General features: G+C 59.2%; 14 protein-coding genes. 8 read left to right on the top strand and 6 right to left on the bottom strand.

Annotation, left to right across the window (positions count from 1 at the left end):
- Position 1: 1 nt before the first annotated feature.
- Both AB4Z53_RS21075 and AB4Z53_RS21070 read right to left on the bottom strand, forming a co-directional pair.
- A complete protein-coding gene (locus tag AB4Z53_RS21075; protein WP_441597579.1) occupies positions 2 to 2170 on the bottom strand; it encodes a glycosyltransferase in 2169 nt (722 codons plus the stop codon).
- A gap of 8 nt (positions 2171 to 2178) precedes the next feature.
- A complete protein-coding gene (locus AB4Z53_RS21070; protein WP_441597578.1) occupies positions 2179 to 2970 on the bottom strand; it encodes a glycosyltransferase family 2 protein in 792 nt (263 codons plus the stop codon).
- Positions 2971 to 3758: 788 nt separating this feature from the next.
- Between AB4Z53_RS21070 and AB4Z53_RS21065 the strand changes: the two genes are divergently transcribed.
- Positions 3759 to 3992 (top strand): hypothetical protein, encoded by a 234-nt coding sequence (locus AB4Z53_RS21065; RefSeq protein WP_291151004.1) that lies wholly within the window; start codon positions 3759 to 3761, stop codon positions 3990 to 3992.
- Between the two features lie 21 nt (positions 3993 to 4013).
- On the opposite strand, the gene AB4Z53_RS21060 is transcribed toward AB4Z53_RS21065, so the two are convergent.
- Positions 4014 to 5162, bottom strand: coding sequence for a POTRA domain-containing protein (locus AB4Z53_RS21060; RefSeq protein ID WP_441597577.1), 1149 nt, complete (start codon positions 5160 to 5162; stop codon positions 4014 to 4016).
- Between the two features lie 94 nt (positions 5163 to 5256).
- Here AB4Z53_RS21060 and AB4Z53_RS21055 point away from each other — a divergent pair, with 94 nt between their 5' ends.
- From AB4Z53_RS21055 to AB4Z53_RS21040, 4 genes are read left to right on the top strand one after another with little or no spacing between them, the layout of a single operon-like run.
- Positions 5257 to 6327, top strand: a complete 1071-nt coding sequence (locus AB4Z53_RS21055) for a GNAT family N-acetyltransferase (protein ID WP_441597576.1) — start codon at positions 5257 to 5259, stop codon at positions 6325 to 6327.
- Positions 6317 to 7159: a glycoside hydrolase family 16 protein gene (locus AB4Z53_RS21050; RefSeq protein WP_441597575.1), complete on the top strand. Its 843-nt coding sequence runs from the start codon at positions 6317 to 6319 to the stop codon at positions 7157 to 7159. Before AB4Z53_RS21055 ends, AB4Z53_RS21050 begins: the two co-directional genes overlap by 11 nt.
- The gene (locus AB4Z53_RS21045) at positions 7159 to 9681 is read left to right on the top strand and encodes a phosphotransferase (protein WP_441597574.1); all 2523 of its coding nucleotides are present in this window, start codon (positions 7159 to 7161) and stop codon (positions 9679 to 9681) included. Before AB4Z53_RS21050 ends, AB4Z53_RS21045 begins: the two co-directional genes overlap by 1 nt.
- A 4-nt stretch (positions 9682 to 9685) precedes the next feature.
- Positions 9686 to 11560, top strand: a complete 1875-nt coding sequence (locus tag AB4Z53_RS21040) for a hypothetical protein (RefSeq protein WP_441597573.1) — start codon at positions 9686 to 9688, stop codon at positions 11558 to 11560.
- A 92-nt stretch (positions 11561 to 11652) separates the two neighbouring features.
- Here the strand turns inward: AB4Z53_RS21040 and AB4Z53_RS21035 are convergent, their stop codons facing one another.
- Positions 11653 to 12591: an NAD-dependent epimerase/dehydratase family protein gene (locus AB4Z53_RS21035; protein WP_441597572.1), complete on the bottom strand. Its 939-nt coding sequence runs from the start codon at positions 12589 to 12591 to the stop codon at positions 11653 to 11655.
- Positions 12592 to 13078: 487 nt separating this feature from the next.
- On the opposite strand from AB4Z53_RS21035, the gene AB4Z53_RS21030 reads away from it, so the two are divergent.
- On the top strand, positions 13079 to 14071 hold the full coding sequence (locus AB4Z53_RS21030; RefSeq protein ID WP_441597571.1) for a hypothetical protein: 993 nt from the start codon (positions 13079 to 13081) through the stop codon (positions 14069 to 14071).
- Between the two features lie 599 nt (positions 14072 to 14670).
- Positions 14671 to 15342 (top strand): response regulator, encoded by a 672-nt coding sequence (locus tag AB4Z53_RS21025; RefSeq protein WP_441597570.1) that lies wholly within the window; start codon positions 14671 to 14673, stop codon positions 15340 to 15342.
- Between the two features lie 231 nt (positions 15343 to 15573).
- On the opposite strand, the gene AB4Z53_RS21020 is transcribed toward AB4Z53_RS21025, so the two are convergent.
- Positions 15574 to 16239 carry a response regulator gene (locus tag AB4Z53_RS21020; protein WP_441597569.1) on the bottom strand — a complete coding sequence of 222 codons (666 nt, stop codon included), beginning with the start codon at positions 16237 to 16239 and terminating at the stop codon, positions 15574 to 15576.
- On the bottom strand, positions 16232 to 17707 hold the full coding sequence (locus AB4Z53_RS21015; protein WP_441597568.1) for a sensor histidine kinase: 1476 nt from the start codon (positions 17705 to 17707) through the stop codon (positions 16232 to 16234). The genes AB4Z53_RS21020 and AB4Z53_RS21015 overlap by 8 nt, the downstream gene beginning before the upstream one ends.
- A gap of 418 nt (positions 17708 to 18125) precedes the next feature.
- Between AB4Z53_RS21015 and AB4Z53_RS21010 the strand changes: the two genes are divergently transcribed.
- The coding region (locus AB4Z53_RS21010; protein WP_441597567.1) for a peroxidase family protein at positions 18126 to 25056 on the top strand (6931 nt) is incomplete at its 3' end.

The raw sequence follows: 25056 nt of genomic DNA, 5'->3' as shown, positions 1-25056 counted from the left end.
ATCACACCTCTTTTTGGGCTGGTCGCCTTGCGTCGAGGCCGCTGCGCGGCCGGTCGTCGCGCCTGCGCTTCGCGAGACTTCTAAAGTAGCCCGGAATTCCTGCGAGGATGCCGAGACGCTCCATCCAAATCAGCCGCAGCGGATAATCACTGGGTAACCGAGCTGTCTTCTGCGAGGTTGGCCCCGCCATGTGGAGGATGCCCGCCGGAAATGCCTTGGCAAGTCGGAAAGCCCGACGCGGTTCGTCGACAATGATCTTCGTCAGGTAGGCACCGAGCCCCATGCCGTAACAAAAGGCCTGGCGGCGCATGCCTTCTTCGCCGCGGCGATGGTAATGCCAGACGATGCCCCGTGGTTGGTATACCAGCTGGAAACCGCCGCTTATGATCGCGAAGAATGCGGCGAGGTCATCGCCACCCCGCGCCAGCGTTCCAGCACCAAGCGCCGCATCGAAACCACCAACTCGACGCAACGCACTGGCTCGGAAAGCCATGTTCGCACCGGAGCCGAACTGGCCGGCCGTGAAGGGAAAAAGCATGCCTTTTGGCCGGTTCGCCTCCAAATCATAGACGCGGCGCTGAAAGCCCTTGCCGAAACCACCGTGCCGTTCCGTCCAGACTTGCGCCCGGGTTTCGAGTTCGGCCGGCAGGATCAAGCCGGTCACGCAACCGACTGCTTTGTCCTCCTCCATCGGCCCGGCCATCGCTTCGACCCAATGCTGGTCGAGTACAACGTCGTCATCGGTGAAGAGGACGATGTCACTCGACACATAACGCAGGCCGGTATTGTGCGCTCGGCCGAGCCCCGGGGTCGGCTCAAGCACATAATGCACCCGCCCCCGGTACCGCGCCGAAATCAGATCCACCGTTGCCGTCGATGCCGGTGCGTTGTCTACGACATGCACCTCGTCGGGTGCACGGGTTTGATTAAAAAGAGACGCGAGGCAGCGATCCAAGCTTTCAGCACGGTCGCGTGTTGCTATCACAACAGCCACTTTTTCGCGCACGGGGGCAGGACCGGCCGCGGTCGCCGGCAAAGAGCGCACGGTACCTATACGCGATAGTAGGTCAGCGGGTTCAATGATGGGGCCAGAATGCTGAAGCTCGACAATCCTGAGCGGATCTGCCCCGGAGCGAACCAAACAGAAGATACCGCCATATGGCCCTTCACTCGGCCGCCGGAGATCGATCGCCGGAACGGGTTTTGTATGGTCTACGCTGACGATCTTGATGGGGTGGAACGGGTTCACTCGTCTGGAGAATTTTGCCCCGAGATACGCTGCTGTCGTAAACATGAGCCCCGCAGCAATGGCGAAAGCTCTGGCCGGTCCAAAGGGATCAAGCCGGGTCACCATATCACTCACGCCGCGCAGGACGCCTGCCGGCAATGTCCGGGTGACATAGGCACGCTCGGTGCCAAGTTCCGCGCCCGCTCCTTCAGTGCCGACCACCGCATTTTTCGAGCGTCCCTCGGCCTGGCATCGCTTTCGGAAGTAGTCCCACCGCGTTCTTTCTGCGGTGACGTGATGGTGAACAACCGCTTGGGGATCATAAAGGATCAGAGCGTCGGGGAGATGCCGGCACGCGCGAATACACAATTCGGTTTCTTCGCATCCGGCGGCATCCTGTCCGCTGCGACCGAGCCCCTCAAGAAAGCCGCCAGCGACATCGAAAACGCTCCGCCGAAACGACATATTGCAGCCGATCGGGTTGCGGACCAAGCTTAGCCTTGTCGGCAAGCCATCATAACTGCAACCAACGACCCACAGGAATTCTTCCGGGAACCACCGTGGTCGCCCGACTTGCCAAAGTGGCAATACCTTGCCGCCGACACCGATTACCTTCGGATCAGCATAATGTGCCGTAAGCCGTTCCAGCCAGTCAGCCTCAGCAATGGCGTCGTCGTCAAGAAATGCAACGACATCGCTCGGGAAAGCGGCGAGCACACCGGTGTTTCGCGCACCCGAAAGGCCGCGCGCCCCATCATTGGCGATTACCTCGATATCAGGGTAAGAAGTCCGCATCGCACACAACAAGTCGTCGTTGTGGTCGATGACGATGACAAGCCGATCGGCTTGCCGTGTCTGATCGAGTATCGAGGTGATAGCGTCGCCAAGTTGGAGGCGGCGCTCATCGGAATAAGCGCAGATCACAACCGCAATCGAATTCATAACGGGCCTCAACCTGCCCGCTGTGTACGGTTTCGGACGGCTTCGCCAGCACGGCTGCGCTCGCTGAGGCCCAGCCGAGCGATTGTTTTCAGCACGCGCCACCCATCGGGTATTGTGCGTAAATTGCTGACACCATGGATGCGCGCATATTCGCGGCTTGGGAGTTCCGCAATCGCGAGACCGGCTTGCAGTGCGCGGATGTTCATCTGCGTTTCGATTTCGAAACCTGTAGCGGACTCGACACGCAAATGAGGCAACACGTCACGCCAAAAGGCGTTATACCCGTAGCAAAGATCACTGTAGCGACCGCCGAAACGCAGGCGCACCAATTGCAACAAGCCCCAATTCCCGAGGCGTCGATACCATTCCATATCACGCGTGTCGCCGCCCTGCAGGAAACGCGATCCCTTGACGAAATCGGCTCCGGCAAGCAGCGCGCCCACGAAACCAGTCATCTCTTCCGGGTCCGCCGAGCCATCGGCGTCGAGGGTAATAAGGATGTCTCCACGGGCCGCCGCGAAACCAGCGGCAAGCGCAACACCTTTTCCAAGGCGCGCTTGCTCGATCACGACGATGTCGGGCATAAGCTCTCGCGCAATCGCGACCGTTCCGTCGGAGGAATTGCCGTCGACAAGAATTACTTCGTCGATCCAGGCGGGAATACGTGGCAATACGTGTGGAAGGTTCAGCGCCTCATTTACTGTTGGGACGATAACACTAACCCTCGGCACTAAAATGGCCTTGTCCATAGCGGACGGGCGGAGGGCTGCTCTTAATGACTCGTGAAATTGTTCGCCCATTTCGCTTCAAATTCCTCCACTCAAAAAAATGAAAGCAAAAAAATATGGATCCCCAGTCATGTATATGACCGCGGAAGGGAAAAGCTTGAATTACTTGTACGCGTTCAGCTTTATTACAATATTCTAACTTTGTAAACCATCACATGCTTTTCTTGAAGATGGCCAGCTTTCGAAGTAAGTCGTTATTATTATTGATGTATTCGAATATTTACTTCAAACGAGCCTTTTGTTTCAGAATTATATCAAGGTATATCACGCGGAATTTGCCGATTTCGGAAAATTTCTGGCAAACAATCCTGGTGAGAGCCGTAAATTCTCCGGAGACTTTATATTCGTGCCCTTCGCTTTCTTCTTGAAAGCGATCAAGTTTCCGCAAACAGAAACATAAATGACAATATCAAGGATAGCTTAGATACAGAGGATTTCAGGCGATTCATGGGAGCGAACGCCCCACGCAAGAAGCGTGGAGATCCAGACTTTCTACACACGTTCTCGTGACCTCAATCGTGCGGTTTGGACGCGACGGAATGGATGTATCGTGTTCGCGACGAGGAGATCGCCTCCCATCCAACTGATCGAAATCGCATCACTCCGAATGCGTGATGGTTCTTTGTGACCAACCACAGCTGCAAGATCGATGGCGTAGGAAGAGGGAATCGCGTAGTATACTGACTGAAGCAGTATGTTGAGATTACGACGCAAATCAAAGGCAAGCGATGCCGATGCAATCGGAAGAACATACCGCAAAGGCTCCCAAAACGGACCCCGTTCAGCGGTGGATGAAACTGATGACAGAGTGGAACGCGCTCACTGCTCAGGTGAAAGAGGTGCGGCGCGCCATCGCGACATCGGTTGGCGATAAATCTGAACTAATCCAGACCGAGGCGGCCCTCGTCGCCAAAGGTCACGCGCTCAAGGAAGAAATCGACGCTGTTCTCGCCGAAGCCGCCAGTCAACGCCAACCGATCACGGGGCCACTGATTGTTGGAACCCTTATTCCGTCACCCAAAGGCGACCGCTAGAGACTGTGTAAGGCACGCCCCTCAAGCGAGAAAGCTTGCGAGCCGCAGGGTGGCAAGAAGGGCGAATACAAACAAGGAAGCGGTCGTGACCCAAATTAATGGGCGCAGGCGAGATCGGACAATGCCAGCGTGCGTTCCGACCTGTACCAAAAGAAGACCCGCCATCGCGACGAGGCCACTTCCAACGTCGATTGGGTCTGTATGACGGAGCGCTTCGAGATTTGCAGGCGCTTCACGGATCCGAACATCAATCGGGAGCAGTCCGTCTTGGTCTTTTCCGATGGCGATGTTTACTGACTTCACCGTCTGAAGAGCTTCAAGGTTGCGGCGCAATTCTTCGACGCGTGAGGCACTGTATCGCTCGCCCGGCCGAAAAGGAACGAGGCGCTGGAGTTCGGACTGCATGCGCAGCGCACCGCTGAATTGGACGGACCCGAAACGAGTGCGGGGACCCAAATCAACGCCAATGACGGCGGACACCATGCCCGTGCCCTTGCGGACCCACTCCATTTTGTAACTCTGTGCAAGCGCGAAATCCTCCGCACTGACAGCTTGGAGAATGCGCCGCGTGAATGTCTCAGCAACAAAAGTCGTCGAGGGCTGCCCGACGAGCTCTTCGATGATCGCGGCCAGTCTATCTACGACTTCACGTTCCAGTTCCGACTGCCGGATTCCCTTCAATTCGACGGATGTCACCCTGTAGAGATCACCAAGCTTCGGCCGAAGAACTATTTTTCCAGCCTGATGCTCTTCAACGATATCTCCATCTAAGTAGCCGAAATCCGCGATCACACCTCGCAACCGCGCTTTCTCGATTGCCAGCGCCTCTTGGCGTTTGGACGGTGTGGATTCTGCGTCAATCAGTAGCGGCAGTTGGTAAGCCTGTTGAAGCACGCTCCCCAGATGAGGCAACGATATCCCGTCCGTGTCCAGAACCACAGACTGGGCTGCCGCTGGCAAGACAGCGGCCATCCATACGGCCCCAACGATCAGCAGACGAGCCCTGCGCAAGCTCATACTTTTGAGTTTGCATACCGTTTCGAATAGGTATCTTCGCAATCGGTGAGGCATTCGCGGGCTCCACGCATAGCCTGCCACTTCACTTTTTCGCGCCCAGTAAAGCACAAAATTGTGAGATTGCACGCCCCCCGACAGATCAATCTGGGGCATTTCATTTCCTGCTTAATCGTCCTATGCTTGCGAAAGCTATCGATAATGGACCAGAAGGAAGTGCTGGATCGACAGTATGATTTCGGAGACGGCATTGACGCAACCGATCGGTCCAAACGCCTTTGGACACCTCATTCATTCCAGTGGGCCGGCTTCAGATGCCATGTGGCTCAATCTCTATCAACACGACCAGGCGGCAGTCCCCAGCCAATCCCCGCGATGGGGACAGGCAGTCGCAGCCGCCGGCAACTACCGGTGTAACCCGCAGGACTTCCATTTCGCCGACGGCAGTCATGCCGTGCTGCCTCTGTTTACCAGGGGTGTCGCTTCTTTGCGCTACGCTTGGTCGCCGCCGCCGGCCTGGGGGTTTGGCGGGCTGCTATCGGATGAGGAGATCTCGCCTGACAAGTTACRCTCCGTACTCGCTCATCTGGAGACATTGCCCTATGTCGGAGTAAAGGTCCGGCCAAACCCTCTCAAAGCGCACGTTTGGGCAGAGGCAATGCGACCGGGCTGGGCATCCATTCCTCGCCTGGCGCATGTCGTCGATCTGACCGGCGGCTTTGAAGCAGTAACTGCGCGGTTCCGGTCCAACGCAGGAACCAACATCAGACGTGCGCAAAAATATGGCGTGGAGGTGGAAGCTGGCAACAGTGATCGATTGATCGACGAATTCCATGGCCTGCTCGAACTGTCCTTCGTGCGCTGGGCACGCAAACAGCATGAACCGGCTGCACTTGCTCGCTTCCGTGGGCTGCGCCGCGATCCTCGCTCGAAATTCGCTACGATGGCTGCCAACCTGGGCGAGGGCTTTCGCCTCTACGTCGCCCGGCTTGGGGGCCGCCCCGTTGCTGCAATATTGGTGCTCATGCATCATCAAGCACATTATACGCGCGGCGCGATCGACGAGGGGCTCGCAGGCGAAAGCCGCGCCACGTATCTGCTTCAGGCCACGGCCATTGAAGAGGCCTGCCGGCTCGGCAGTACGCATTATCATATGGGTGAAACGGGGAATTCTGCCTCTCTCGCACAATTTAAGTCTCGCTTCGGTGCAATCGCCATTCCCTATGCAGAGTATCGATATGAGCGCGTTCCGCTCGCAAGGATCGATAGCTTCGCCCGAAGTACCGTTAAACGCGTGGTAGGGTTTCGTGATGCGTCTTAGCCGATCGGTCGCCATCGCCGGCATCTTTCTGTCCATCTTTCTGCCGTTTTCGGCGGCGCGCGCCGACGAGCCAGTTCCGATCGCCGAAAAGGGCTCATGGCGACTCGTGTTCGGGGATGATTTCGACGGCCACCAGCTTGACCGGGACAAGTGGACGACTTGTTATTGGTGGAACAAGGACGGCTGCACTAATCTCGGCAATGGCGAACTGCAATGGTACCGGCCCGAAAACGTCTCGCTTTCCGACGGCCATCTCCGCCTGACTGCCCGACGACAAAAGGCCAAGGGAATTGAAGGGCGCACATTCGATTACACCTCCGGCATCGTCACCACAGGGCGTGACTACGACGAATTGCCTCGGCCATCGCGCGTGCGGTTTCGCTATGGGCACGTCGAGGTCAAAGCGAAAGTCCCAGCGGGTAAGGGGTTCTGGGCTGCGATATGGCTCCTGCCTGAGAGCCGAGAATCCCGACCGGAGATTGACCTCATGGAGGTTCTTGGAGATTCTGCCTCCACGCTGCGGATGCACTATCATTACATCGACGCAGCCTCGGAGAAGAAAAGCGTCGGAAAGGATGTCGAGACGGCAGACTTGTCGGCGGGTTGGCACATCTACAGCCTCACCTGGGACCCGGATAAGATCATCTGGTACCTCGACGGCAAGGAGGTTTGGCGCCAAACCGACGCCGCAGCGATATCCAGCGAAGAGATGTATCTGCTCCTAAACTTGGCAGTTGGGGGTGAGTGGGCAGGCACCCCGCCCAAGTCTACGAAGTTCCCCTCGCAATACCTCATCGACTACGTACGAATCTGGCAACGGGACGACGGCTGATGTTGCAACGCAAGGACCACAACACAGCTAACTTCATGTCGCGAATTTCACGTGCGTACCCGGCGATAGCGGCCCTCGCCCACTCGTCGCTTTTGAAAAACGGTTACGCGCTGGTCGCGAGCGCCGGGCTCACATCGGCACTTGGACTCGTTTTCTGGGGGCTGGCATCACGCTTTTATACCCCCGAGCAAGTGGGACTCGGCGCCGCGCTTATCTCTACCATGCTGGCGCTTGGGAACATTTCACAGCTCAACATGGGCAATTTTTTGAACCGCTACCTGCCTGCCACCGGGCAGAATGGCGCTGTTCGGCTAGTGCTTTGGGCCTATACATTGGCCGCAGCAGCGGCGGCCCTTCTTTCCACGCTCGCCATTATGTTCATCTCCCGCCTCACCCCGGAGCTGGGTTTCCTGAGCGAGCAACCCATCGCGGCTGCAGCCTTCGTGGTCGCAACGGTCGCCTGGACGCTCTTTGCCCTCCAAGACAGTGTACTGGCCGGCTTGCGTCGTGCGACAGTTGTCCCCTTTGAAAACGCGGTGTTCGCTGTTGCCAAGCTGCTGCTGCTGACGCTTTTTGCGGGTTCCTCCATCTTAGGCGCGGGGCTCTACGCGGCGTGGGTATTGCCGCTTCCGCTCCTGTTGGCCGGCATCAATTGGCTGATTTTTTTTCGCTTTCTTCCCCAACACCGCATCAATGGTGACACCGAGAGAGCTGACCGCCGAGCACTCACCCGCTATTTTGGTTGGGACTATCTGGGGACCCTCGCTTCGATGACGGCGATGGGAACAGCGCCACTCGTGGTCCTGCACTATGGCGGCTCGGCCAATCTGGCGGTCTATTATATTTGCTGGGAGATCGTTTACGGGGTCTATCTCATCAGTCGTTCGATGGGCATCTCCCTCTTGGCAGAGATCGCATTCGACAAGACGAAGTTGCATCGGCTCGCGGTCGATGCACTAATTTATACCGTTGCACCGTTGGCGGGTGTTGTGTTTGTGCTCATTCTTGCTGCACCGCTGCTCCTGTCCGTGCTTGGCATGGAAGTTTCGGCAGCAAACTCTACGCTGCTGCGGCTGCTTGCCATCTCATGCCTGCCTTGGAGCCTTGTGACGCTTATGCTTGCCGTCGCCCGTGCGACAGGTCGAACGCAGGTCGTCGCGCTAGCTCAAGTGGTAACATTGGCCATTGTGCTTGGCCTTGGCACTCCGCTTGTCGTCATCCATGGCGCGGTCGGGATGGCAACTGCGTGGCTTGTTGCCCATAGCATCACCGCTGCGGGCCTGTTGGCTGACCTTTCGCACCGGCTCGGGCCAGCCGGCAGGATTGATCTCACATTGCGCTTGCTGTCATCGCTGGCGCGGCTGTGGAGCAATCTCCGACCTCGACGCCATTCCTCGCCGCCGCTTCAGGCATCGATTGCAAGCTTTTGTGCTGCGACCGGGCTCGAAATGCCGGATCCGCAAACGGTGCAAGAATTCTACCGGGAGAGCGATGTGCGGACAGGCATGTTCCGTACGGCCCGCCCGCCCGCGGAACTCCTTGTCTTCAAGGCGTCGACCTCACCAGAGGGACATAGAGCGGTCACTCGACACATCAAAAGGAGCCAGGAGTTAGCCTCCAACCCCGCACTTGCTCAACTTGATTTCGCGGTATCCACAATCGTTGCGAGTTCCATTGATTCATCGGGAGCCAAGCTCGCAGAACGCGCCCTGCCGGGCGAAGACGGACGTTCGATTTTTGCCAAATCCGAACAGTACATCCCGGCTCTCGCCCAGTCGATAAACGCCATCCACGTCATGCACTCGCGTACTGCGGCAAAGCGGATTATCAACGACGATTGGCTAGAACGCTGGCTCGATTTTGGAGCCGAAACCGTACGCGCGTCGCGCTCACCTTTACTGGGCGAGCCCGCGCGCGCTGATGCGCTCGCCATTTTCCGACAACAGCAATATCAGTTCTGGCACGGCCGCTCCCTGTCTCTCGGCCTCGGGCACGGTGACTTCGCTCCTGGAAACTTGCTTTTTACAAGCGGGCCAGGTGATGCAGATATTCGCCTGAGCGCAGTCATTGACTGGGAGACCGCCACCCAGGACACCCCTCCAGGCCTTGATGCCATGTTCTTGTTGCTGACGGCACGCGCAGCGCGCAGCGGCGAGGATCTGGGATTTGTCGTCCGCCGGGTTTTGGAAACACCGCTGCTGTCGTCCGATGAAATGACTGGAATGGCGCCGTTGAATGCCGCACTGGAGGAGAGCTACGGTGCCCTCTCGGACCCAGCGGTCTTGCGCGCATTGTGCGGGCTGGCCTGGTGGCATCATATTGCAACCAATCTCACCAAATCAGCCTGCTTTGCTGACAAATCGTTGTGGCTCGCAGTCAACATCGACCTCGTCTTGGCCTGGTATGGCGGAAAAGTGACTGCGGCACCGCACGCGCTTGCGATCGGCTGCCTCCGGCGACAAAGGGGCCGCCCAAGTGTGGCGAGCTCCGAACCAGCCTCCGTCGCCGCAAGGAAGGGCTAAAAGTATGGCCGTCCTTGCTAACGTCGAAGACATTGCCTCCAACACAGGAGTGGAAGCAGTATCGCGGCGGCCTGCCGGGCGATATGATGTGGCCCTTACCGCTATACTCTCCGCGACGCTCCTTCTCTGGGCAGTGTCGCTGCCTGCGATAGACCCCGACCGCATGACCGACATCGGGTTGGTATCGGTTCTGCCACGAAGCTTTTTTCTTTCACTAACGTTGCTTGCAGCCGGTTTTGCCTGGTTGGTTTGCGGGGGACGAACGCGCGGCCCGTTGCCTATTCTCTATCTGGTCACGCTGGTTATTATCCTGCACGGTACGCCGCCGATCGTGTACGGAACGTTGCGTTATTCCTGGGCCTGGAAGCATCTGGGCGTTATCGATTACATACAACGTTATGACGCCGTTGACCGAAATGCGTCATTTCTTGCAGCCTATCACAATTGGCCCGGGCTTTTCGCGGCAACAGCTTGGCTTGCCGACCGCTTCGGCCTGAGATCAGTCGATCTCGCACCAATTGTAAGTTTTACCCCACCTGTCCTGACGCTCGGCCTTGTCGGAGCGTTCCTGCAAGTGGTCAAAAGACTATCGGCCGACCGCCGCCTTCAACTGACAGCCTGCTGGCTATTCGTCGCAGCCAACTGGGTCGGCCAGGATTACTTCTCGCCCCAGGGCGTCACATTTCTTTGCTACCTCATTCTCATCGGTCTGTTTCTCGGCCCACTGCGCAAAAGCGAAACAACATGGGCGGCGCGAAGACCTCGTTTTCTGAATGTGCTTGGCCCGCCCGCATTGCCCGGCGGCCTGCCGTCTTGGACGGGTGGCTGGTTAACCCGTGCGCTTTCGGCCCTGCTCGCCATGACACTTATTTCGGTCATCGTGGTCACCCATCAGTTGACGCCTCTCATGATTATCCTTGCCGCGGCAGCTTTAACCGTGCTCGGATGGCTTTCGCCCGCCTATCTGATCTTTGCAATCATCACTGAAGTGTTGTGGCTTCTCTGGCCCGCGGCCCCTTTCGTCTACGAACAGATATTGAGCGAATTGGCCAGCATGGGCACCCTTGCTGAAGCAACGAGCAAGCTGGCGAACGTGGCTGACGTGAGTGCCGATCGCGCTTGGGTCGTCCTGTTCGGGCGCGCGCTGTCGGCAGGTGTCATTGTCTTTGCGCTCCTGGGCGGATTGCGCCGGCTGCTGAATGGTCACTGGGACCTCACTGCCGCGGCACTCCTGCTCTCACCAATGCCGCTTATCGCCGTGGCGTATGGCGGAGAGTCGATTTTCCGTGTTTATCTCTTCGCATCGCCCTTCCTCGCCTTCTTCGCCGCCACGGCGTTCTTTCCGTCAGTGCGGGCGGGGGCCCCGGCTTATGTCTTTGCACCACTTGCCGCTATTTTATTGCTTTCAACCATCGGCTTCCTGTTTGCGAACAACGGCAAGGATCGCGAGTACCGCTTCGCGCAGGATGAGGTCGCGGTGGCTGAATGGCTCTACCGTTCGGCTCCGGAAGATACACTCCTCATCGAGGGCTCGCGTAGCTACCCCTCGCAGTTCATGAACTACGAAAACTTCTACTATTTGGCGATCGCACTGGAATCCGAAGCCACTCGAAAAGAAGTCGTCGCCAACCCGTCCAGTGTCTTTTTGCGCTGGATGGACAATCCACGCTGGCGCGACGCCTATGTAATTTTGACGCGCAGCCAGAAGGCCTCCCTGGAGGCCAACGGGCAAATGCGGCCGGGTGACTTCGATCGCATCGAGCAAGATTTACTTATGTCGTCTCGTTTCAAGCTGGTGCGGGCATCCGCGAATGCGAAAATTTTTCGGCTCCTGCCCGCGACGGCCGATGGTAGTGCCCTTGGTAATCGGTATCACTAGCCGCCGGCCGGATAGGTCCCGGTCACAGCCGGCCAGTCTACTGGCGTTCGGTTCAATGGTGGGCGCTGCGATCGCCGTGACGTCACGGCAAGCTATCGCCGATCCGGCGCCAGGAACTGTGCCAATCCAACGCGAAGATCCGTTCGGCATCGATAGTCGAGCGCTTCTTGAAATGCCCGCACGCACCCTTGGGATCGCCTAACTTCGCCGAGCAGGCCGTCGACGTAGTCGATACCGCAACCAGATTTCGTCTCTTCGATCATTATTCGTGCGAGATCATTAATCGACGTCTCTACACCACTGCAAACGTTCAAGACCCGGGCACCAGCGGGAGGGCGCTCCACCGAGCGGATAAGCGCTTCAACCACATCTGCGACGTAAACGAAATCGCGTGTCTGCGTGCCGTCGCCATAGATCACGATATTTTCGTCTCTGCTCAGCCTTTGCGCAAACTTGGTGATCACCCCAGAATAGGGCGACCGCGGATCCTGGCCCGGCCCGAAGACGTTGAAGAAACGAAGGCCTGTCGTCGAAATGCCGTAGACTTCATAGGCAGCGCGGGCGTGCAACTCGCATGAGAGTTTGTCGGCACCGTATGGTGACAGAGGAACGCACCTTCCCTCTTCAGAAAGCGGCAGGCTTTGGCTGGCCCCATAGACGGCGGCCGAAGAGGCATAGACAAGCGGCTGCTTGGTACCGGAATTCGCAATTGCCTCAACGAGGTTTAAGAACCCTGTTATGTTGATTGCATGAGAAGACGTTAGTTGCTGGTTGCACCTTTCGACCGAAGCGACCGCCGCCAAGTGGATACAGGCATCAACCAGGGCAAGCGCCTCACGAACGGCCTCCCGATCCAGAACAGAGCCTTTGATGAAGGTGGCGGCCGGGGGTACGTTATCCGGTTTCCCTGAGCTTAGATCGTCTAGGACCACAACCTGACGACCAGTTTCCAACAATCGTCGCACGAGATGCGCACCAATGAACCCGGCTCCGCCGGTCACCAAGATCGTTTCGAAGCCGTTTCCACTCATGACATTTCGTCCCGGCTAGAGTTGTCCAAACACAATGCAAAGCAAGAGCACACACACGAGCCAATGGAAACGGGCGGCGCCGCTGCTGGCCGCCAGGTGACCGAAACTCGTTACACGTCAGGTCAATCCTTTATTCTCGCGGTGGTGCAGTCAAGCCACTGATGTCCGTAGGCGTTCGCCACCCGTGAGAAGACACAACGCCGGCGAGATTATGGGCAGGGGGGGGCTTTTCATAAATTAAAACATGCGTAATATATATAATGCCTAAGTTTACCCAACCGCAAAGACTTCCGGGCTGTTAGTTTATTCGCTGGCCGTTCCTCTACGTCAGACCTCGCATCAGATATTTGAATTATTTGAATTTCTCGATCTTAAGAGTCCAATTTTCTTGTGTAGGGCCATGCAATACACTCCTGATGATCGGATTACGTCAACTATTTGCTACCGGGTCACCAGCCCTGCGCCGCGTGACGCCTGGAAGCAATTGATGACGCGTGACCACGAGGCGATGCCCTATCAATCGCCGGAGTGGAACAATGCGATTTGCGCTGAGGGCAAGTTCAAAGATATCAGCCGCTACTACGTATTCGAAGACGGTTGCCAGGTTATAGTTCCGCTCGTAACCACGACGGCCATAGGTCCGGTGGACCTTGTTGCAGGTTCTTACCCCGATGGTTGCGGAATGGGAGGGGCGGTGTGCTGCGACAACACAGCCATCCGCCACCTCAGGGAGGTACTGAAGGACCTCATGGCATTGCGTTTCCTCAGCATTCGGGTCAGGCCGAACCCTTTGCAGGGTAAACGGTGGTCCGAAGCGGCGCACGGCCTGGGTCTGATGATGAAACCGCGCCGTGCCCATGTGATCGATCTGAAGGAAGGGTTCGACCACGTCTATGGCAAGCTCTTCACCAAAGCGACAAGGGTCAGTATTCGCAAAGCCGAGCGAGAGGCCGTCATCGTAAAAAGCAGCAGCAACGGCGAACTAATCCCCCTCCTTCACAACTTGCTTGAGAGGTCCGTCAAGCGGTGGGCTGAACAGCAAAACGAACCGCTCTGGCTAGCGAAGTTCCGCTTTGGCAGGCGAGATCCCATCAAAAAGCTCTATCAAATCCAGGAGGCGCTCGGTGCGAACTCCAAGGTCTGGGCAGCATGGGTGAATGGGCAACCGGTCGCGGCATCCCTCGTTTTGATGGGAAAAAACGTGAATGACGCCCGGGGCGCAATCGACCGAGTTGCATTGGGAACGTCTCGCGCCAACGATCTGCTCCAAAAACTCTCGATAGAAGACGCGTGTCGGACAGGCTGTCGTTACTATCACCTGGGCGAGAGCGGCAATTCGGCATCCCTTTCACATTTCAAGGAGCGTTTCGGAGCGACGCACTACGACTACTCCGAGATATTTATTGAGCGGCTCCCGATTTCTCGGGCCGAAAAGCTATTCAAGTCGGGTGTCAAGAAAGCGATCGGCTTCAAGGACTGAACCTGCGCTCCTCTCCCCACCCACAGGTGCGCACCGAGTTTAAAACGGCCCGTGACACTGGTAGCCTCGGATGGAGGCCGATCAGGTGTTTGCGGGGTGCGCGCCCGACCCGTGGCGCTCCCGTTTGCGCGCGAGTACCCGCCTCTTGAGCAAGCAGCAAATGCAAACACGGCAGCGACCTCTTCCGCGTCAGATAGCACGCGGAGTGCCATAGATGGCAGGTACGTCCATATTTTTGGTGGTTCACGGTCTAACAGGAGGCGGCAGCGGCATCTCCAGATGGAACCCGCAAATTAACCGTTTCTTAAGCGTGCACTTTAAAACAGACCTCTATTGCACTACTATAATTTAGGGGGCACCGATAAGCGGCGCTCCCATCGAATTGTCGGCGTATCGGGCGCGCCGGAGGGCACCCTCAAGAAGAAACTCGACTTCGCTTGCGCCTGTACGTTGAATGTATTCGATATCAATACTTTGAGTACGAATTTATATTTCAGAATTCCATACAGCATGCACGACCAATATATCGATCGCATGGAAGTCGTCTCTCTGCATCGTAGGGTTGGTAATTTACAAATTGCCGTCGGAGAGCAAAAATTATGTGTATTTCAGTCGCATTTGTCGACGACCACCCAATATTACTTGAAGGGCTGGTCAGCTTATACTCCGGGAAAAGTGACCTCAATATCGTCGCCAAGGGCGAGAATGCGGTCGACGCTTTAAAGATCGTCGAAGAACATTCGCCCCATGTCCTCGTGCTCGACCTGAGTATGCCGGGCGACACAGTTGCCGCCATAGAGGTGATTGCACAGAAATATCAGGGGACACGGATCATCGTCTTCACAGCGAATTCGAGCATCGAAACGGCCATCCAGGTGCTGAACCAAGGCGTCGCAGGCTACGTGCTCAAAGGCAGTTCCGCCAGTGATCTGCATCAGGCGATACGCACGGTCTACGATGGCGACACATTCATCACCGCGGGCTTTGCCACCAAAGTCATCATGGCGATGAAGACCGCAGAACTGCGCCGACGCAAGCAGGCGCAACAGCGTCTGAGCTTGCGCGAAGAGCAGATCGTCCGCCATCTGATGCGCGGCAGCACCAATCGCGAAATCGCCAGATGTCTTGATATCAGCGAAAAGACCGTCAAGCACTACATGACGTTGCTGATGCAGAAACTCGACGTGAGGAACCGGCTGGAAGTTGTGCTGGCGGCCCAACGCCTCGACGTTCTGCCGGACGGTACGGTCGATCGCGGACGGATCAACTAAAGCGCCCTACCCTCGCATGGATCGGCGGGCCGACGCTCGATACCGGCTGCGCCGTTCTACGCCAGCGAGCGCCGCCTCGCCCCTCCGATAGAAGTTTCCCTCCCCATCGAGGGTGGGCGGACAATCCTAAGGCCACCTGCGTCCAGCATTGCTAAGACCAAGCGGCAGGAAGGCCGTCCGGCCGTCCAATTGCCCCGGGAGATCGCGCCCATTGGCCGGCCATTGCCTACCTCAGGCCTTGCGGTTTGGCGAAGGCTTCAAGTGACGCTGTGCCAAGAGGGCCGCCTCGACGCGGTTCTTTGCACCGAGTTTCGTGAGCAGGCGGCCGACATGGAATTTCACCGTTTTGACCTGCACGTCCATTTCCTCGGCAATCGTCCGATTGGTGCAACCGCGCCCCAGCAAGCGGAAGACAATTGCCTCCTTTGGCGTCAGCTTGTCGATCAGCCGTTCCACCCTGTGTCCTTCGGTGCGATTGCGAATGACGCCGAAGAGGCGCATGCCAAGCGCAGGCGAAAGATAAGCCTGCCCTTCGGCAACGGTCGCGATCGCCGCAATCAAGTCGGGCGCAGGGGCGCCTTTCAGCACATAGCCCGCCGCTCCAGCGTCGAGCGCCTCCAGCACATCATCGTCCTCCTCCGAAACCGTCAGCATCACGACCTTCGTCTCGGGCCATCGCGCGGAGATTTCGCGCGCTGCATCGATCCCGTTGCCGGGCATGGAAATGTCGAGCAGCGCCACGTCTGGCAGCAGTTTTTCGACGAGCCGGAGCGCTTCGTCCTTCGAGGCGCCCTCGCCGACCACGGCAAAGTGTTTCTGCAACCCGAGTGCCTGCAATACGCCCATTCGAAAGAGCGCGTGATCATCGACGACGATAACCGACGTGGGTTCACCCATCGAGTATTCCTCCTCCGAGATCCAGCGTCATCTTAAGTTCCGCACCGCTCTGCCGCTGGATGAAATTTAATGTGCCGCCGAGGCTTTCGACCCTCTGCTGCAGCCCGTGGATACCCAGGCCCCCGCCACCCGACTTTTCGGCAGAATGGCCGTCGCCCGACTGGCGGCCGCTATCGGAAACGCTGAGCACCAGGGTCGCACCGTCGACGCGACAGCGGACCGCCTGCCCCTGCCCGCCAGCGTGGCGGTAGGCGTTGTTCAGTCCCTCCTGCACGAAGCGGTAGACGCAGGTCTTGATAACCGGCGGCAACGTCAACTTGCTGCCACTAGCCTCGACACCGACTTGGGTTCCTGTCCGCACTTCATGAAGTCTTGTGGCCCGAGCGATAACCTGATCAAGGTCCAGGCGTTCGATATCCGGCAAGAGCAACGACCGCGCGATCAGGCGGATTTCCTTCAAGGTCTCTTCAAGCGTCCCTCCGATCACATCCAGGGCCTCGTCGCGCTCGGCCTTGGACCGTGCCAGGCGTACCGGCTCCATCTGCAGGACGGCAAAGCCGATCAACTGCGCCGGACCATCGTGCAGATCGGCGCCAATTCCGCGCGTAAGCCGCTCGTTGAAATCCGTCATGCGCAAAGAGGCAATCCTTGCGCGATCGCGCAGCACACGGATTTCCTCGGAGACCCGCTCGGCTTCCTCGGCGCGCTGCTGCAGCCGCAGTCGCTGCTGCTCGATCGTCGCACTGCCGCGATGCACTATCCCGAACAGGCCGAGCATGATCAGGGTGGAGGCGCCCGCGACCACCGTCCAGCCGATCAGGCGCACCTTGAAGATCTCCCAATGCAGGATGTCCGTATCCTCGTGTATTTCCGCGACGGCAACGACTTCCCCCGTGTCGGCCCGGCGTACGGGGCTATAGATTTCGAGATAGCGGGCATTGAGGCTTCGCAGCGTGTGCTCGCTTGCCGTCAGATCCGTGTAATCGGCTGCGACGTCGCCGCGCAGCGCCTGAACGAGTCCCGGCGGCGGATTGAACCGGCGGCCGATCAGCTCCTTGGAGGTGGAATAGGCGACCGTCGCATCCGGCAACCACAACTCGAAATAGGGAAAGCGGCCCTTGAATTGCGGCTCGGCAAAGAGCTGGTCCAGGCGCGCCCGGCGATCCGGCGAAATCTCGCCCGCCTGGGCCAACTCGTTACCGACCGGCTCGAGTATGCTTTGCATGAAGAGCGCCGTCGCCGCGGCACGATCGCCCGCTGCATTCTGGGAAACCTCGCGAGAAATGAGGTAGCCGGAGACCCCGGCGACCAGCAGGATCAACACGCTGCTTGCGAGCAGGAACTGCACGGAAAGGGTCTGCCGACCAAACCATTCCCGCATCGGCGGCAGCAAGCGGCGACGGACCATGACCGCCGGCTTCGCCGGCACGGCGATCTCCTGCGAAATGCCCCGTGAATGCTCAGTCACGCTGCGCGGTTTCCTTTCGGATTGCTGGTGGCGGAAACGCAATGTCCCAACCGAGCCGCCGCGGAGATGATGGCATTATTCTGCCAAATTGAAAGACCTTCCCCAGTGAATATCCAGGGTCCAAAGAAGAACTGGACCTAGGTCCAGATTATCTATTGGTCCAATGCCACAAATGCCGCTTCCGCTAGTCGGAAATGCGCTCCGCCCTTCGTCGGCAATCTCGTCCGACCTTGCGCCGTTTCTTTCCGGGGCTTCTGCGTCCACCATACAAATATCAGCAGAAATRCCCGTGGCTCACGAACCGGGCAATCCGGAAAACAGCAACCGGCGCGCCGAGGGGACAGCCTCGCCGCCGGGCGGTGGAACTTTGTTTGAAACGGGCGGCCGCGGCTTCGCGATGGCGCCGATGGAGGGAAAAATGGTAAAGCTCAACCGGAACGATCTCGACTTCATCCTGAAGCAAATCAAGATCGCGGAGGCTCACACGGCAGCCATCGACGGCGGCGCCGATCCGCGCGCTGCCCTTGCAGAGCTTGTTTCCAACCCGCTTCTTCCATACGGCCTTCGCACGGTCGACGGCTCGTTCAACAACTTCCAGCCGAACATGACGCATCTCGGCTCATCGGATCAAACGATGGTGCGGCTGCTGACACCGAACTATGCGCCGGCCGAGATCAACCCCCGCAACGGGCAGCAGACCAGCTATGCCGATCCGACTGGTTCGGTTTATGACAGCCAGCCTCGGTTGATCTCCAACATCGTTGCCGACCAGTCTTTGAACAACCCCGCGGCAATCGCTGCAGCGCTTGCTTCCCTTGATATCAAGGGCGCGGAAGCACTCGGCATCGTTCGCACCGTGATGGACCTTCAGGCGGCGGCACGCGCGGCGCATGCCGCCGTGGCAAATGCGGAGGCGAATGCCGATGCGGCGGCGGCCGCCGCCGATGTCGTCGTCGCCAATGCGCAGGCGGCGCAAGCGACAGCACAGGCGACGTATGATGCGGCCGTGGCCTCACAGTCGGGAGCAACGCAGGCACTCGCAAGCGCCAATGCCGCCTTGGCCTCGGCGATCGCCGCGCGCGATGCACATGCCCCTGCGGTCGCAAGTGCCCAGGCGGCGGCTGCCACAGCACTTGCAGCCAGCCAGGCTGCAGCGTCGACAGTGTCCGACGCAACGGATGCACGCAACATCGCCTTTGCCAATCTCGCATTGGCCCAGCAGGCAGAGAGCGCTGCCCTTACGGCGTTCCAGAACGCTCCGACGCCCCAGAACAGCGCGCTCTACCTCGCCGCTGTTGATGCCCGAGAAGACGCGCAGATCGCCTACGCTCTGTCGGTCGAGAACCTGGAGGATGCTTCGGCGGCGCTGACGGTCGCACAGGCTGAGCACGCGACTGCTGTCGCCGCCTTGCAGGACGCCATTGCCGAACAGCAAACATTGACAAGCGCTGTGGAAGGCGCCCAAAGCGCTGCCGCAAGCGCCACTGCTGTGCTTGCGAGCGTCGACGCGACGTTGAGCGCTGCGGCAAGCGATCTGGCGGAAGCGACGACCAACCTGAATGAAGCCGTTGCGGCACGCGAAGCAATCCTCACTGGGGACGGCGCAACCGAAGCCGCTCAAGCGATAGCAGAGGCCGCCGATGCCGCCGTCATCGACGAGCTTTCCTCTCACGGTGTGACGATGGATGGCGACAACGTCTTCATCAAGAACATCGCCGCCGACCTTGGCGACACGGCCTCGTTCAACGGGTTCATGACCATTTTCGGTCAGTTCTTCGACCACGGCCTGGACCTGACCTCGAAGGGAGGCAGCGGCAACGTCATCATCCCCCTGCAGCCGGACGATCCGCTCTACGTCGTGGGAAGCCCGACCAACTTCATGATCCTCACCCGCGCAACGAATGAGGCCGGCCCGGATGGGCAACTCGGGACGCCCGACGACATCCGCGATCACCGCAACGAAACCACGCCGTGGATCGATCTCAACCAGGTCTACACGTCCAATCCGTCGCACCAGGTCTTCCTGCGCCAGTATGTGCTCGTGGAAGGCAAGCCCCTGGCAACCGGCGAAATGCTGCAAGGCGCTACCGGTGGACCGCCGACCTGGGCCGACATCAAGAACCAGGCAAGGGATCTGCTCGGCATCGAACTGAGCGACATGAACGTGCATAGCGTGCCGCTCCTGGTGACGGACCTCTACGGCGAATTCGTGCGCGGACCCAACGGCCTGCCGCTGATGATGACCGCCACGGGACCTGTCGAGGGTAACATTGCGGACCCGATCGATGCCGTGACTGCCCTCAGCGCGGGCCGCGCCTTCCTCAATGACATCGCTCACAGCGCCGTACCGAGCGGACCGGTGGATCACGACCGAAACCCGGCGACGGCGCCGGTCGCCGTGCTCCCGGATGCAGACGACGTTGCCGGCAACCCGATCCTTCCGAACGCCTTCGGCGTCAACGTCACCTATGACGACGAACTGCTCGATGCCCACTTCGTCGTCGGCGACGGCCGCGGCAACGAGAACATCGCGCTGACGGCGACCCATTCCGTCTTCCACAGCGAACACAACCGTCAGGTCAGCGCCATCAAGGCGACGGTGCTCGCCGAAGGGGACCTCGCGCTGCTCAACGAGTGGCTGCTGGTCGACGTGACCACGTTCCCGACCAGTTCTGCTGGCCTCGTATGGGACGGCGAGCGTCTCTTCCAGGCGGCACGCTTCTCGACGGAGATGGTCTATCAGCACCTTGTCTTCGAAGAGTTCGTTCGCGCCGTCGCCCCGCAGATTGATGCCTTCGTGTTCTCGCATTCCGTTGAGATCGACGGCGCGATTTTCGAGGAGTTCGCCCAGGTCGTCTATCGCTTCGGCCACTCGATGCTCAACGAAAACGTCGAGATGCTGAAGCTCAGTGCCCAGGGAACGGCGACGCCGGAGGAAATCGGCCTGATCGATGCCTTCCTCAACCCGATGGCCTTCAACAATGCGGGTGTCGATGCCCATGCTGCCTCCGGCGCCATCATCCGCGGCATGACCCAGCAGGTCGGCAACGAGATCGACGAGTTCATGACCAGCGCGCTGCGCAACAACCTCGTCGGCCTGCCGCTCGACCTGGCCACGGTCAACATCGCCCGTGCCCGCGAAACCGGCATTCCCTCGCTCAACGAAGCGCGGCGCCAGATCTACGAACAGACGAACGACAGCTACCTCAAGCCCTATGAGAGCTGGGCCGATTTCGCCCTACACATCAAGAACCCGCTTTCAATCGTCAACTTCATCGCCGCCTACGGCACACATGAAACGATCCTCGCCGCCACCACGGCCGAAGCCAAGCGCGACGCCGCCTGGGACCTCGTCTTCGGCGCTGCCGGCGAAACACCGACGGAACGCCAGGCGCGGCTCGACTATCTGAATTCGACCGGCACATGGGCAACGCGCGAAACCGGTCTCAACAAGGTGGACTTCTGGATCGGTGGTCTTGCCGAGGCGCTGATGCCCTTCGGTGGCATGCTGGGGTCGACCTTCACCTTCGTCTTCGAGCTGCAGATCCAGAATCTCCAGAACGGCGATCGCTTCTATTATCTCAGCCGCACGCAAGGGCAGAACCTGCTCAACGAACTCGAGGCAGACAGCTTCGCCGATCTCATCCGCCGCAACACCGACACCGAGGACAGCGGTCTTCACATCAACGGCTCGGCCTTCCAAACGGCCGACTACGTCATCACGATGGATCAGTCCAAACAGTGGAACCACGGGCTCGGCAATGCGGATCCGACCCGTGAGGCGGACGTGATCTCTGCAGTCACGGGCACCGACTCCCTCGTCATTCGCGGCACGAACTATCTGCGCTTCACCGGCGAGGAACACGTGGTGCTCGGCGGTACGAATGCCGGCGAAACCCTGATCGGCGGCGCCGGCGACGACACGATTTGGGGCGAAGGCGGCGACGACCGCATCGAGGGTGGCTTCGGCGTCGACCATCTGCACGGCGGCGACGGTGACGATATCATCACCGATAGCGGAACCGACATCGGCGCCAGCGACGTGATCAAGGGCGAAGGCGGCGACGACGTCATCAATGGCGGCATGGGCCTGGATTTGATCTTCGGTGGTGACGGCAACGACGTGCTGGCCGGCGGCGAGGATCAGAAGACGCTTTCGGGCGGTCAGGGCAACGACTTCATCCGCGCGCCCACCGGCGGTGGTGGCGCCATCCTCGGCAACGAGGGCGACGACTGGATGGAAGCCCAGGGCAACATGACGACGCTTACCGGCGATAACTCGGAACTGTTCTTCAATTCGCGCATCATCGGCCATGACGTGATGATCGCCGGCGAGAACGATACCGACTTCGACGCCGAATCCGGCGACGACATCATGGTTCAGGGTATCGGCATCAACCGTTCGAACGGCATGGCCGGCTTCGACTGGACGACKTTCAAGAACAACAACTACGACGCTGATGCGAACATGAACATCAGCATCTTCGTCAACCAGCAGAACAACATCCTGCGCGACCGCTATGATCTGGTCGAAGGACTTTCCGGCTGGGACCGCAACGACACCCTCACCGGCCGCGACGTGGTCATCGGCGGGTACGACCCGAACGGAAATGCCTCACAGGTCGATGCCGACGCACCGATCGAGAGCTTCTCCAACGCGCTGCTCGAAAAGAACGTCGACCGGATCGCAGGCCTGCGGGAACTGGTCGCCCACCTCCCGCGCTTCGACCTCTACAATCCGCACAATCTCGATGCCAATGGCCTTCCGATCAATCCCGCCGGAGCAAGAGAGATCGCGGTCATGGATACGTCCGACGGCTCGGACATCATCCTTGGCGGTGGCGGCTCGGACACAATCCGCGGCATGGGCGGCAACGACATCATCGACGGCGACAAGTGGCTGAACGTACGCATCCTCGTCACGCCGCGTGAAGGCCAGGGATGGGCTGCCTTCAGCATCGACTCGATCGCCCAAATCCAGAACCGCCTGTTCTCCGGCGAGATCAAACCGAGCCAGTTGCAGGTCGTCCGAGAGATCCTCGACGGCGGCAAGGAAGGCGATATCGACACGGCTGTCTATTACGACAACTTCGAGAATTACGAGGTCACCTACAACGCGGACGGCAGCGTAACCGTCGCCCACGTCAACCCGACCGTCGGCATCATCGACCCGGCAACCGGCCGCAACCTCGAATCCGAGGGGACCGACCGCCTCTTCAACATCGAACGCATTCAGTTTGCCGATCGGGTGCTGGACCTTCGCGGCCCTTCCATCGACCTGCATGCGTTTGACAGCGCAAACTACCGTGACGCGTTCGGTTCGGCGAATTACGCCAACTCCAACGGATCAGCAGCCTGGACCACGCCATGGACAGAGGCTGGTGACCGTACGGCCAACGCGACAACCACGGGCGAAATTCGCATCAATGGCGGCCAGCTCGAATTCCGGCAGGATACCGGAACGGGCTCGACACCACCCGGAGCCACGATCACCCGGACGGTCGATCTTTCCATGGTTGGCGCCGGCACTGCGACGCTGCGCTTCGATTACGAAGAAAGCGGCCTGGACAACGGCGAGACCCTGCAGGTGCAGTTCTCGAGCGATGGCATCACGTTCACCACGCTAGAGACAATCACGGGCGCTTCCAACAATGGCGGCCCGAGCTTCGCGCTGACCGGTCCCTTCTCGGCGACATCGGCCGTCCGTTTCGTCTTCAGTGGCGTGAACAACAGCAACGAGACGGTGCGGATCGACAATGTCAACGTTGAGTACACCACACCGGTCGATGACGGTTCGACAGGTTGGGGCGGCACCTTCACGGAAGATCAGGGTGCGGTCGGCATCTCGAGCCTCTCCGGCATTTCGTCAAGCGAGATGATTGCATCGGCTCGCATCGTACTGAAGAACATGGCCGACGGAGATACGCTGACCGCGACGACCGCCAATGGCCGCCCGGCCGCCATCGCAGCCTCGCAGGCGGTAATCAGCGGCGAATTCGTCCTGCTACTCACCGGTCAGGCGAGTGCCGCCGACTACCAGCGCGCGATCGATTCCGTCCGCTTCTCCAACTCGTCCGACACCCCGGCCACGACAGCGCGCACCATCGAGGTGACAGTGAATGATGGCATCCGCGACAGCCAGGCGGCGACAGCGACGATCAACGTCGTTGCGGTGGACGACCCCATGATCGCAAACAACGATCGGATCGTGACGAACTGGACCAACGGCAACCCGTTCACGATCCCGAATTGGGCCCTGCTTGCCAACGATATCGATCCCGACAGCCCGCTGGCAATCTCGGCCATCACGCAGACAAGCAGCCTCACGGCAACCCTCGGCGCTGGCGGCGTGACGATCACCGATACGGGCAACGGAAATGGCAATAACGGCGGCAGCTTCACCTACCGCGGGACAGGGACCGATACGGCAAACGTCGATGTGGTGCGCGACACCGCCGGATCGATCGACGGCGGCAACGGCAACGACATTCTGGTCGGTGACAACGCGGCAAACACGCTGAATGGCGGTGGTGGCAACGACATCATCTTCGCCGGTGGTGGCAACGACATCATCAATCAAGGCAGCACGCAGGGCCGCGACATCATCGACGGTGGCGCCGACAGCGACACCTATATCCTGTCGGGGAGCGCAGGCGCCGAGCTGTTCCGCATCTATGCCGTCACCGCCGGGCAGAACGCCAACCTGGCAGCAAACCTGAATACGACCTTCCTGACTTCGACGGAGATCGTGATCACCCGCACGGTCGGTGGTGTCGAAAGCGTCGTTGCTGAACTCGACAACATCGAAGAAATCAGCGTCAACACGTTGAATGTAACGAACAACAACAACAATGGCGGTCCGGACCAGGGCTCCAGCCAGGGCGACACGATCCAGGTCATCGGCAACTTCGACGCGACCAGCCTGAACTACTCGACGATCACCGTCGAAGGGTCGAACGGTAACGATGTCATCGACATATCGAGCCTGTCGTCGGCCCACCGCATTGTCTTCCGCAGCAATGGCGGTCAGGACACCATCGTCGGCGCGTTGCGTCCCCAGGACGTGATCGAGATTCCGGCAGGTGCCGACCCCGCCGGCTACGCGGAAACCGACAACGGCAACGGCACTACGACGCTCTCGAACGGCACTCATTCCATCACCTTCGGCGGCAGTACGCCGACCCTCGTCGTCAACGACGACGACGATGACGACGACGGCGCTGGCTCGGGCGATGATGATGATGATGGTTCTGGTTTGCCGTTGCCGGTTGCGGCTCGGACGGTTGTCGGGACTGGTGCGTCGGATGTGCTGTTGGGGGGTGCGGGTTCCGACATCCTGCTTGGCGGGG

This window comes from Ensifer sp. 2TAB8, assembly GCF_052115125.1.
Lineage (GTDB): Bacteria > Pseudomonadota > Alphaproteobacteria > Rhizobiales > Rhizobiaceae > Ensifer.
This window is presented reverse-complemented; position numbering and strand designations above follow the sequence as displayed.